Raw genomic sequence first — 11,784 nt, forward strand, 5'->3', positions numbered from 1 at the left:
ACGCCGACAACTTGTTAGACACTGGTTCGAGAGCGACGGCGTGAAGGCCCCGTACGGCTGCGACGTTGCCTCGTTGTCCTGTCAGCATTTCTCCTACAACCGGCCGGGCGGACGCGGCTGGTGTCAGGAAAAACAGCGAGCAATCGACCTCATCTTCGAGACGGTGAATTCTCACGCGCCAAACTTCCGCGCGCGCGTCGTCGGGCATTCGGTCCTGAGCCCGCTCGATCTCGAAGAAAAACTCGCGCTAACAGGCGTAGATATTTTCCACGGCGCGTGGAGCCTCGACCAATGGTGGGCCGCGCGGCCAGTGTTAGGCTACGGTGATTACCGCACACCGCTGAAAAGCCTGCACTTGTGTAGATCGGGCGCCCCTCCGGGTGACCGCGTCACTGGACTTCCCGGTCACAACGCCGCACGAGAAATTCTGCGCGATGGCGTCGATCGTGCTTGATTGTGTTAGTCAACCTAATAGCCGAGCCTGACAATCCTGTCGCCATGGGCCGACACGAAAGAAATTTCAGTTGCAAACAACGCGCGGATTTGTTGCAGTTGCGCCCGCCTAATAGACGTCTACCTTCACTACGCATCGCTTGCGTTGCTTATTGAAGGGAAAGCGGACTTGCTCAACCACCAATAAGGGGATTGATCGTTATGAAGAGTGCGATTTTAAAGGTTGCTGCCGTTGCAGCGTTCACCATGTTGGCCGGCTGCCAGGACCTCAAGCCTCTGCAAGCCGACGTCGAAAACCTCAAACAGCAGGTGAGCCGTCTCACCTCGGACTTGGCTGCTGCCAAGAGCTCGGCTGATTCGGCCAATGCCGCCGCGCAGTCGGCGTCGTCGACCGCGAGCGGTGCTCAGAGCGCTGCCAACCAGGCGCTGGCCGCCGCGCAAGCCTCGCAGTCCTGCTGCGATGCGACCAACGAGAAGATCGACCGGATGTTCCGTCGCTCCATCTCGAAGTAAGAGCTTTAGCCATTCTTTAAAAAAGAACTGGCCTTTGCCTGAAGAGACGCCGCGCTCCGCGCGGCGTTTTTTTTTGCTTTCCCGCGGATGGTGTGAGGCAAATCTTCCGGAGCGCAAAGTCTGCGCGGCTCGCCGGCCCGCGATGAGTCAGCGGACGCCGCGCAGGTAGCGTGCGGGTTTCGGAGCCTCGGCGGCCGCGGGCGCGGCGACGGCCGGCGCGCTGCGGGCAGGCACGTTGGCCGCAGTCGCCTGGCCCGTCCCCAACAGCCACTCCTGCGCGAGCCCGATCAGTTTCTGATCGCCGCTCGCAAGTGCCGTCGTGATGGTCTGCTTCTCGTACGCCGCATCCTGCAGGAATTGCGCGAGCTCGAATCGCTCGCCGGTAATGGCCAGGTAGGCGTGCCACAACTGCGTGGCGCGCCGCAATCTGTCTGACGTGCTGTTCATGACGCCCATGGCTGTCTACTCCACGCTTTCGCCGTGCGTGCTGACGTCGAGGCCGGCGGCCTCGGCTTCTTCGCTGACACGCAGGCCGATCGTCACCGAGATCAACATGAGAAGAATGAGGCTGACGACCAGCGCGTAGGCCGCGCAGGCGCCGATGCCGATGAGCTGTGCCGTGATGTTGCCCTCGACGCCGCCGATGGCGACCGAGGCGAACACACCCGTGAGCACCGCGCCGACGATGCCGCCTACCGCGTGAATGCCGAACGCATCGAGCGAGTCGTCGTAGCCGAACCAGGATTTGAGCCCGACCACTGCGCCGAAACAGCCGAGACTCGCGGCGACGCCGATCACCAGCGCCGCACCGATGCCCACGAAACCCGCGGCGGGCGTGATGGCGACCAGACCTGCGACCGCGCCCGAGGCGATGCCGAGCACGCTGGCCTTGCCGCGCGCCGCCCATTCGATGGCCATCCAGGTGAGCGCGGCCGTCGCGGCGGCGCAATGCGTATTCGCGAACGCGAGACCCGCGCGTCCGTCGGCCGACAGCGCCGAGCCCGCGTTGAATCCGAACCAGCCGACCCACAGCAACGCCGCGCCGGTGATGGTCAGCGCGAGATTGTGCGGAAAGATCGGATCGGTGCCGTAACCCTTGCGCTCGCCCAGCATGATCACGCAGGCGAGACCGGTGACGCCGGCGTTGATGTGCACCACGGTGCCGCCAGCGAAGTCGAGCACACCGAGCGAGGCCAGCCAGCCGTCGGGCGACCACACCCAGTGCGCCATCGGCACGTACACACACAGCGACCACAGCGCCATGAACACCAGCATCGATGAAAACTTGATGCGCTCGGCGAACGCGCCGGTGATGAGCGCCGGCGTGATGATGGCGAACATCATCTGGAACATCATGAAGACGGACTCGGGAATGGTCGGTGCCAGATGGCTGACCGACACCTGCCCGCCCTTGGCGTAGAACATGTTCTCGAGCGCGAAACGCGTCGTTCCGCCGAGCCACGGCGAATCTTCGGTGAATGCCAGGCTGTAGCCGATGACGACCCACAACACGGTGACGAGACAGGCGATCGCGAAACTCTGCGCCATGGTCGAGAGCAGGTTCTTCTTGCGCACCATGCCGCCGTAGAACAGCGCAAGACCCGGCAGCGTCATGAGCAACACCAGCGCGGTCGAGGTCAACATCCAGGCGGTGTCGCCGGTGCTGATCTTGTCGGCATCGACGAGATACGGCGCGGTCCGGACAGCGGCTTCAGGCACCGATTGCGCGAACACGGGAGCGGAAAAGCCCGCGAGCACCGTGAAGATTCCAAGGTTTCTGCCACTCATGGCCGCCATTCTGACTAATGGCAACCCTCGAGACTTTGCGCCGGCTACCACGATTTCGACCGCCGAATGTGCGCTGTGTCTAACAAATCGCAGTTGATGGTGCCGGGTGGGGAAAGTGGGGAGACGACTCCCCACTTTCCCCACCCGGCACCCTCTCAGGGCGGCGCGGGTTCGAGCCAGAAGCGGATCGTCGTCCCCTGCCCGACTGCTGCCTGCGCTTCGATATCACCGCCATGCCGCTTCACGATGCGGTGCACGGTCGCGAGCCCGAGGCCATAGCCCATGAATTGGTCCTGCCGATGCAGACGCGTGAACGGTTTGAAGAGGCGGTCTGCATGGGCCATGTCGAACCCGGCGCCGTTGTCGGTCACGCAGATCCAGCGGCGGCCGTCACGTTCCTCGGCATGGCAGCGCACTACGGGCTGCGCGGTCTTGCTGGTGTATTTCCAGGCGTTACCGAGCAGCGTGCGCAGGACGGTCATCATCAGCCGCACGTCGCCCCACACGTTCATGCCGGCCTCGCCCTGGAAGTCGACTTCGCGTGCGCCCTTCCCGTGCCGCAATTCATAGGTAACGAGCTCGACCAGCGTCGACAGATCGAGGTTCTCGCGGTTCATCTCGGCGCGCCCCGAGCGCGACAGTGTGAGCAGGCCATCGATCAATCCTTCCATGCGATCGCTGGCCTTGACGATTTCCTTGAGAAAGCCGCGGCCTTCTTCATTCAGCACCGCGCCGCATTCGTCTTCGAGCGCGTCCGCGAAGCCCTTGAGGATTCGCAGCGGCCCGCGCAGGTCGTGGCCGGCCACCGACATGAAGGACTCGAGCTCCTTGTTGTTCGCCGCGACGGCATCCTCGAACTCGGTGCGGTCTTCGAGCGTCACCAGCAAGGTCGCATCGGCATCCGCGGCGAGCGGCGCCAGATACACCCGGGAGATGAAATTGCTGGCATCGGGACGACGCACCGCGACGCGGGCGTGATGCGTGAGCGCGCGGATTTCGGCAAGGCCGCGGCCCAACTCCGGAAAGAAACCGACCATGGCCCCACCCACGAGAGCGGCTGCCTCGCAGCGAAACAGCGTCAATGCGGCGCGATTGGCCGCGGTGACAACCCCGCTGCGCGACAGCAGCAGCGAGGGCACCGGATGGAGATCGAACAATTCGCCGGCGCCGCCCGAATCGGGTTCAAGGCCGGTCAGGATTTTTTCAACGAGGGTCGTCATGTTTTGCGTACCGGCTTATGGAATCGGCACGTGGCATGGAGTCTGGATAGGGAGACGCCGAAACTTTGTGAAGAACCCCGCAACTCGGCCAGCCCCTTAGTTGCAAAACGGGGTTTAGGACAGGCCTTCCGCGCCGATATGTGATGGGTATCGCCACGGGCGGCAAATGCGCGCCGTTTCTAAGGTATTGGCCCTGCGCGCCGATAAAACAGCGTGTGGCGAAGAGCCTCATCCCTCAACGTAAGGCAAGAAGCGCGCCGATGAGCACCAACGAATTCGAGATCAGGGACATCCGGTTGTTGTTAGTCGAGGACAACCCGGCGGATGCGCGCGTGGTCGAGCGCCACCTCAAGGACGCCGGCTTGAACCGCGTCACCAGCGACTGGGTGCAGACCGCCGCCGACGCGGCGCAACGCCTCACGACCACCGAGTACGACCTCGTGCTGCTCGACCTCGGGCTGCCCGATGCCACCGGCCTGCAGGCGCTACGCGCCCTGCGTGCGATCGCCGATCTCACGCCCATCATCGTTCTCACCGGATCCGACGACTACAAGCAGGGCCTGTCCGCCGTGCGCGAAGGCGCGCAGGACTATCTCGAGAAGCGCCGCGTCAACGCCGGCATGTTGTCGCGCATCGTTTCGTATTCGGTGGAGCGCAACAATTTCCACCGCGACCTGGTGCGCGCCACGCGCCGCTATCAGGACCTGTTCAACAACGTTCCGGTGGCGCTGTTCACCGCCAATCGCGATGGCGTGCTCAAGACCGCCAATGCCGCCTGCCAGAAGCTGCTTGCCTGCCAGGGCATTCCGCTCGACAAGGTCAACTTCCTCGACATGTTGTTCGAGCCCAGCAAACGAGCGCACTTTCTCGACCTGATGTCGCGGCAGCGCATGGTCGAAGGCTGGGAAACGACGATCCAGAACTCCAAGGGAAGCAAGCTGCACGTGTTGATCAACACGGCGCCGCTGTATGACGCGAGCCAGGCCTTCGCCGGATGGGAAGGCTGCATCGCCGACATCTCGATGCTCAAGCAGACCCTCGAGGAACGCGACCGCCTCGAGGACAACCTGCGCCAGGCGCAGAAGCTCGAAGCCATCGGCCAGCTGGCCGCAGGCATCGCGCATGAAATCAATACACCGACGCAGTACGTCGGCGACAACCTGCGCTTCCTCAAGGAGTCGTTCGGCGAGCTCGACGCCATCCTCGCGCAGCTGGTGCTCGCCGGCGGCGAGCCGGCCAGCAAACTTCTGTCCGAGGCCGACTTCGATTATCTGAAGGAAGAAATTCCGCGCGCGCTGGCGCAATCCCTCGAAGGCGTCGATCGCGTCGCGAAGATCGTTCGTGCGATGAAGGAGTTCTCGCACCCGGCGCGCGAGAAAACCGCCACCGATCTCAATCGCGCGATCCAGAGCACCATTACCGTGGCCAGCAACGAATGGAAATACGTCGCCGAGATCGAAATGGATCTCGCCGCCGATCTGCCGGCGGTGCACTGCTCGCCGGCCGAGTTCAACCAGGTCGTCCTCAACATGGTGGTGAACGCCGCGCACGCGATCTCCGACGTGGTCGGCGACGGCGGCAATGGCAAGGGCAAGATCACCGTGCGCACGCGCCCCGACGGCGAATGGGCCATCATCGAGATCAAGGACTCGGGCTCGGGAATGCCGCCCCACATCCAGCAGCGCATCTTCGACCCCTTCTTCACGACCAAGGAAGTCGGCAAGGGCACGGGCCAGGGGCTGGCGATCGCTCACAACGTGATCGTCGACAAACACGGCGGCACCATCAAGGTCGCGAGCGCGCCGGGCGCGGGCACCACGTTCACGATCCGCCTGCCGATCGGCGGCGCGAAGTCGGAACCCGAGTCGGCCGCAGGGGCCGCTGCTTGAATGCAATCCGCGTCATCTTCGTCGACGACGAGCCGCGGGTGCTGGAAGGCCTGAAGAGAATGCTCCGGCCGAAACGCAACGAATGGCAGATGACCTTCGTCGGCAGTGCCCAGGCCGCGCTCGAAGCGCTCAAGGCCGAACCCTGCGAGGTGGTCGTCACCGACATGCGTATGCCCGGCATGAACGGCGCCGAGCTGCTCGAGGTCGTGCAGCGCGAATATCCCGACACGATCCGCCTGATCCTCTCCGGCCAGGCCGAGACCGAATCCGTGATGAAGGCGCTCGGCGTCTCGCACCAGTTTCTTTCCAAGCCCTGCGACGCGGACATCCTGCAGGGCACGATTTCCCGCGCCTTTGCCTTGCGCGATCTCGCCGGCAGCGAATCGGTCAAGGCGCTAGTGGCGCGCATCAACAAACTACCCACGCTGCCGGCCACCTACCAGCAGCTGGTCGTAACGCTGCGCCGGCCGAATTCCAGCATCGATGACGTGTCGAAGGTGATCGCCACCGACCCGGCGATGACCGCCCGGCTGCTGAAGCTGGTGAATTCGGCGTATTTCGGCCTGCAGAAACCCGTCGCCGACGTCGGCCGCGCCGGCGCCTTGTTAGGCCTCGACCGCATCATGGCGCTGGTGCTCGGCCAGGGCATTTTCTCCGATTGCGAACCGCCCAGCGTTCCGGGGTTCAGCATGGATGCGTTGTGGAGTCACAGCATGACGACCGCGACCGCCGCCCATCGCATCGCCAGCGCGGAGCAATTGGACCGCGACCAGGTGGCGGCGGCATTTCTGGCCGGCATGCTGCACGACATCGGCAAGCTGGTGCTCGCGATCGGTTTGCCGGAGGCGTACGGCAAGGTCCTTGCCCAGGTCGGAAATCGACCCGGCACCCTGCAACAGGTGGAGATGCTCGAATTGCACGCCTCGCACACCGACGTGGGCGCCTATCTGGTCGGCCTGTGGGGGTTGCCGAACACCATCGCCGAAGCCATCGCCTATCACGAAGACCCATCGCAGGCGCCGAACCGCAAGTTCGGCCTGCCGGGCATCGTGCACGTCGCCGATCGCCTCGCGCATCGCCCCGACATCGCGGATCCGCGTTCGCCGGAGCTGGGGCTCAACTATGCCTACCTGGAATCGCAGGGCCTCGCGGCGCGCTGGGTCGAATGGCGTGAAGCTTTCATCGCCGTGAACCAGAAGGCGGCGTCATGAGCGAACGTGTCCTGTTCGTCGACGACGAACCGAACGTCCTCGACGGCATCCGCCGCCAGCTGCGCAACCGGCTCGACATCGAAACCGCGGTCGGCGCGGCGGCCGGACTCACGATGATCGAATCGAAGGGGCCGTTCGCGGTCGTCGTTTCGGACATGCGCATGCCCGAGATGAATGGCGCGCATTTCCTGTCGAAGGTCAACCAGATCTCGCCCAACACGGTACGCATGGTGTTGTCCGGGCAAGCCGATCTCGACTCGACCGTGGCCGCGGTGAACGAAGGCCACATCTTCCGCTTCCTGATGAAGCCCTGCGATTCGGACAAATTGCTCGAAGTCGTCAACGCGGGGATCGAGCAGTACCGGCTCGTGAACGCGGAAAAACACCTGCTCGAGAACACGCTCAACGCGACCGTGAAGGTGCTGCTGGAGGTGCTGGGCCTCATCAATCCGGCCGCCCAGCGCCGCGCCGCGCAGATCCAGAAATACGCGGACGCCGCCAGCAACGCGCTCAAACTACCCGACGCGTGGAAATATCATCTGGCCGGCATGCTCTCGCAGCTGGGCTGTGTCTCCCTGCCGCCCGAAACGCTCGCCAAGGTGTATGGCGGGCAGGCGCTGAGCGACGAGGAAAACAAGCTGTACCGCTCGCATCCGGACGTCGCCGGAAAACTGCTGGGGCAGATTCCGCGCCTGGAAGACGTCGCCGGCATGGTGGCCGGGCAGCTGCGTACGCCCGCCAAGGAACTCGGCAGCGGCGATGCCGCGAGCTGGAACCCGCAACAACTCGGTGCCGCGATCCTCTGGACCGCGGTACGGCTCGACCAGTTCGTCGACGAGGGGCGCTCGGCGCATTACGGCATTCACCAGATCCGGCAACTCGCGCCGCATCTGCCCAAGGCGATCACCGCCGCGATGCTCACCGCGCCGGTCACCGGCGGTGGGCGGCGCGAGTCGCGCACGCTGGGCGTGAGCGATCTGGGTATCGGGATGATTCTCGAAAGCGACGTGCTTTCTGCGAAAGGAATTCGCCTGGTGCCGAAAGGCGTGGAAATAACCTCTTCATTGCTGGGGCGATTAAGCACCATCGCCAGCGGCGTCGGAGTCGCGGAACCCATCCAGGTTTCCGTACTGGTGCGGGAATAAAAGGTACCGTTTATGGAAAAGAGCAAACTACTGCTGGTCGACGACGAGCCGAACCTCACTTCGGCGCTGGTTCGCAGCCTCGACCGTTCGCAGTTCGAGATTTTCACCGCCGACTCGGCGCAGAAGGGTCTCATGATCCTGGCGGGCAATGAGATCGACGTGGTCGTCTCCGACGAGCGGATGCCCGGCATGACCGGCAGCCAGTTCCTCTCCGAGGTGCGCAAGAAGTGGCCTAACACGATTCGCATGATCCTCTCGGGTCAGGCGGATCTGGAAGCCGCGGTGCGCGCCATCAACGAGGGCGAGGTGTACCGCTTCCTGCTCAAGCCCTGCCATCCGAAGGAACTGCAGATGACCATCCTGCAGGGCCTGCAGCACAAGAAGCTGATAGCGCAGAGCCGCAAACTGCTGCAGGAGCATCAGAAGACGGTGAACATCCTCGAGGAGCTCGAGAAGGCCAACCCCGGCATCACCAAGATCGAGATGGACGAAGACGGCGCGATCATGATGGAGGACGACGTTTCGGAAGGCGCCGAGGACGTGCAGTCCCTGCTCGACGATCTCGAGCGCGAGATGGCCAAGATCGGCAGCAGGTAGAAGAAGTGGCGCCGGCCGGAGTGGTGCCGGGGTGCAATTCTCGTAATTGAGTCGACGTCGGCGCGAACAGGGACGCTGGCTCAATTACGAGAATTGCACCCCGGCACCACTCCGGCCGGCGCCACACTCAGAACCGTACTAGCGCCGAGCCCCAGGTGAAGCCGCCGCCGAAGGCTTCCAGCAGCAGCAGATCGCCGCGCTTCACGCGGCCGTCACGCACACCGACATCGAGCGCCAGCGGCACGGACGCCGTCGACGTGTTGCCGTGGTCCTGCACGGTGACGATGACACGCTCCATCGGCAGCTCGAGCCGCTTGGCCATCGCCGAGATGATGCGGATGTTCGCCTGGTGCGGAATCAACCAGTTCACGGCGGACTTCTCGAGGCCATTCGCCGCGAGCGCTTCGTCGACCGCGCCGCCGAGTTTCTGCACGGCGACCTTGAACACTTCGCTGCCGGCCATCCTGATGCCGATGTCGACCTTGTTGGTCACGGGGTCGATGTTGAATCCCTTCGACACGCCGCTTTCGACGTACAGCAGATCCTTGTAGGCGCCATCGGCATGCAGATGCGTGCTCATGATGCCGGGTTCCGCCGACGGCTTGAGCACGACGGCGCCGGCCCCGTCGGCGAACAACACCGCAGTGCTGCGATCGGCCCAGTTCGTGATGCGCGAGAGCGTCTCTGCCCCCACCACCAGCGCGCACTTGGCCTCGCCCGCCTTGATGAATTTATCCGCGATGGACATCGCGTAGATGAAACCGCTGCACGCGGTCTCGACCGAAAACGCGGGGCAACCGCGCGCGCCGAGGCGCGCCTGCAGCAACACGCCGCAATTCGGAAACACCAGATCGGGCGTGGTGGTGCCGAACACGATGAAATCGATTTCGGCCGGCGTGACGCCCGCGGCCTCGATGGCGCGGCGCGCAGCGACTTCGGCCAGGTCGACGGTAGTTTGCCCTTCGGCCGCGATGTGACGGCGTTCGATGCCGGTGCGCGAACGGATCCACTCGTCGGTGGTATCCATCTTCTTCTCGAGATCGAAATTGGTGACGATCTTTTCCGGCAGGTAGGAACCCGTGCCGGCAATGCGTGAGTACATGTTCGCCCTTTGGTCGTCCGGTTACTGGCCGCTGGCCTGAGCCACCGCTTTCGCCAGTGCGTTTTCAATTGCCGCCGGAAGTCCACGGCGCATCGCGGTGGCGGCCGTGCTGATGGCCTGGGCGAATGCGACGCGGTCCGCGCTGCCGTGGCTTTTTACCACGACTGCGGTCAGTCCGACCATGCACGCGCCGTTGTAACGCCGCGGATCGAGTCCCGCGCCCACGCGCCGCAGGACCGGGCGGGCTAGCAACCCGGAGAGCTTGCTCATCGTGTCGCGCGAAAATTCCGTGCGCAGCTGTTCGACGATGAGCTTCGCGAGGCCTTCCATCGCCTTCAGCGCGACGTTGCCGGTGAACCCATCCGTGACCACCACGTCGACGCCTTCATCGAAGATATTGTTGCCTTCGACGAAGCCGAGATAGTTCACGCCACTGGCGCGAATGAGCTCGTGCGCGTCCTGGATGAGTTCGTGGCCCTTGGTGTCTTCCTCGCCGATGTTGAGCAGGCCGACGCGCGGGTTCGGAATACCGAACACGTCGCGCGCGACGATCGAGCCCATGGTGGCGAACTGCGCGAGCTGCAGCGCAGTGGCCTTGGTGTTGGCGCCGAGATCGAGGATGTGCGTGTGGCCGCCGTTGCGCGCCGGCACGGACGACATGATCGGCGCACGCTCGACGGGACCCACGGTCTTCAACACGAAGTGCGCCATCGCGGTGAGCGCGCCGGTATTGCCGGCGCTCACCATCGCTTGCGCGCGGCCTTCCTTCACGAGGTCGATCGCCAGCCGCATCGAGGAATCCTTGCGGCGGCGGATGGCCTCGCGCGGATGCTCCGACATGCCGACGACGGTCGCCGCCGGATGGATCGACACGCGCGACCGCACGCCCGCGGGCGCACCAGCGAGCGCGGGTTCGATGACTTCGGGTAGCCCCACGAGGATGAGCTCGAGGGCGGAATCGGTGTCGAGCGCGCGCAATGCGCCGGGGATGCACTCCGGCGCACCGCTGTCACCACTCATCACATCGACGGCGATAGACGCCATGCGCCACGAGCGGGACTGGCCGTCCCGCTACGAAGACTATTCTTCGGTTTCGACTTCGGCCGGTTTTTCGATGACGCGTTTGCCGCGATAGAAACCGTCCGGAGTGATGCGATGGCGCAGGTGCGTCTCACCGGACTGCGGATCGACGGACAGCGCGGGCTTCGTGAGCCCGTCATGCGAACGATGCATGCCGCGCTTGGACGGCGTTTTGCGACTTTTCTGAACAGGCATGGAACCAATCCTCTCGGGCGACTACTACTTGCGTTTCAACAGTTCGCCCAACTGTGCAAACGGTTTTTGAACCTGGTGCTCGGCGGCCTCTTCGGAGGTTTCGCCATCCTGCCCGGGCAACTGCACTGCGCTGCCCGCGCACTCACTTCCTTCTCCATGCCGCGGCACATGAGGCAACGCCAGCAGGACTTCTTCATCGACGAGGTCGCGCACGCTCAAGCTGTCGCCCTCGACCAGAAACACTTCCAACTCCGCGGGCACCCGGTCGGCCGCGGCGTAATCGCTGACCAGCGCGATGCGCGACTTCACGTCCACCGGCCAGCGCATCGTCTGCATGCAGCGCTGGCAAACTACTTCGGGCGCAGCGCTCACCTCGAGGTCTGCAACCGCCTGTCCGAGCTGGCGCGAAAAACGCACGCGGCCCGTGGCTGCTCCCTCCGTGGACGTGAGTTCCCCGGACACCCTGGGCAGCTCCTCGAACGGAATCGTGAAATCGATTGCCGCTTCGGTGCCTACCAGAGAGTCGACGGGAGCGCGTCGGGACCAGCCCAGTGACATGGGGCGCGTATGATAGGGACCGCTCGCCCCCAA

At 64.1% G+C, this 11,784-nt stretch carries 13 protein-coding genes; 6 read left to right on the forward strand and 7 right to left on the reverse strand.

Annotated features, from left to right (window positions below):
- Positions 1 to 40 precede the first annotated feature (40 nt).
- Together WDO72_01435 and WDO72_01440 are read left to right on the forward strand one after the other, a co-directional pair.
- A complete protein-coding gene (locus WDO72_01435; protein ID MEJ0084317.1) occupies positions 41 to 454 on the forward strand; it encodes a hypothetical protein in 414 nt (137 codons plus the stop codon).
- Between the two features lie 200 nt (positions 455 to 654).
- Positions 655 to 966, forward strand: coding sequence for an alanine-zipper protein (locus WDO72_01440; protein ID MEJ0084318.1), 312 nt, complete (start codon positions 655 to 657; stop codon positions 964 to 966).
- Between the two features lie 147 nt (positions 967 to 1,113).
- On the opposite strand, the gene WDO72_01445 is transcribed toward WDO72_01440, so the two are convergent.
- From WDO72_01445 to WDO72_01455, 3 genes are all read right to left on the reverse strand, one after another.
- Positions 1,114 to 1,413, reverse strand: a complete 300-nt coding sequence (locus WDO72_01445; GenBank protein MEJ0084319.1) for a hypothetical protein — start codon at positions 1,411 to 1,413, stop codon at positions 1,114 to 1,116.
- A gap of 15 nt (positions 1,414 to 1,428) precedes the next feature.
- Positions 1,429 to 2,754 (reverse strand): ammonium transporter, encoded by a 1,326-nt coding sequence (locus WDO72_01450; protein MEJ0084320.1) that lies wholly within the window; start codon positions 2,752 to 2,754, stop codon positions 1,429 to 1,431.
- A 155-nt stretch (positions 2,755 to 2,909) separates the two neighbouring features.
- A complete protein-coding gene (locus WDO72_01455) occupies positions 2,910 to 3,974 on the reverse strand; it encodes an ATP-binding protein (protein MEJ0084321.1) in 1,065 nt (354 codons plus the stop codon).
- A 260-nt stretch (positions 3,975 to 4,234) separates the two neighbouring features.
- Here WDO72_01455 and WDO72_01460 point away from each other — a divergent pair, with 260 nt between their 5' ends.
- The 4 genes from WDO72_01460 to WDO72_01475 are packed head-to-tail and all read left to right on the forward strand — an operon-like array spanning position 4,235 to position 8,816.
- Entirely contained in the window at positions 4,235 to 5,863 is a 1,629-nt protein-coding gene (locus WDO72_01460) for an ATP-binding protein (protein ID MEJ0084322.1), read from the forward strand.
- A complete protein-coding gene (locus WDO72_01465) occupies positions 5,860 to 7,074 on the forward strand; it encodes a response regulator (GenBank protein ID MEJ0084323.1) in 1,215 nt (404 codons plus the stop codon). Before WDO72_01460 ends, WDO72_01465 begins: the two co-directional genes overlap by 4 nt.
- Positions 7,071 to 8,219 carry an HD domain-containing phosphohydrolase gene (locus WDO72_01470; GenBank protein ID MEJ0084324.1) on the forward strand — a complete coding sequence of 383 codons (1,149 nt, stop codon included), beginning with the start codon at positions 7,071 to 7,073 and terminating at the stop codon, positions 8,217 to 8,219. The genes WDO72_01465 and WDO72_01470 overlap by 4 nt, the downstream gene beginning before the upstream one ends.
- A gap of 12 nt (positions 8,220 to 8,231) precedes the next feature.
- On the forward strand, positions 8,232 to 8,816 hold the full coding sequence (locus WDO72_01475) for a response regulator (protein MEJ0084325.1): 585 nt from the start codon (positions 8,232 to 8,234) through the stop codon (positions 8,814 to 8,816).
- Between the two features lie 127 nt (positions 8,817 to 8,943).
- Here the strand turns inward: WDO72_01475 and WDO72_01480 are convergent, their stop codons facing one another.
- From WDO72_01480 to WDO72_01495, 4 genes are read right to left on the reverse strand one after another with little or no spacing between them, the layout of a single operon-like run.
- The gene (locus WDO72_01480; GenBank protein MEJ0084326.1) at positions 8,944 to 9,918 is read right to left on the reverse strand and encodes a beta-ketoacyl-ACP synthase III; all 975 of its coding nucleotides are present in this window, start codon (positions 9,916 to 9,918) and stop codon (positions 8,944 to 8,946) included.
- A 21-nt stretch (positions 9,919 to 9,939) separates the two neighbouring features.
- The gene (gene plsX / locus WDO72_01485) at positions 9,940 to 10,962 is read right to left on the reverse strand and encodes a phosphate acyltransferase PlsX (GenBank protein ID MEJ0084327.1); all 1,023 of its coding nucleotides are present in this window, start codon (positions 10,960 to 10,962) and stop codon (positions 9,940 to 9,942) included.
- 36 nt (positions 10,963 to 10,998) lie between these two features.
- Positions 10,999 to 11,193, reverse strand: a complete 195-nt coding sequence (gene rpmF / locus WDO72_01490) for a 50S ribosomal protein L32 (GenBank protein MEJ0084328.1) — start codon at positions 11,191 to 11,193, stop codon at positions 10,999 to 11,001.
- A 24-nt stretch (positions 11,194 to 11,217) separates the two neighbouring features.
- On the reverse strand, positions 11,218 to 11,751 hold the full coding sequence (locus WDO72_01495) for a YceD family protein (GenBank protein ID MEJ0084329.1): 534 nt from the start codon (positions 11,749 to 11,751) through the stop codon (positions 11,218 to 11,220).
- Positions 11,752 to 11,784 lie beyond the last annotated feature (33 nt).

The organism is Pseudomonadota bacterium (assembly GCA_037200975.1).
In the GTDB taxonomy this organism is placed as follows: Bacteria; Pseudomonadota; Gammaproteobacteria; order Steroidobacterales; family Steroidobacteraceae; genus CADEED01.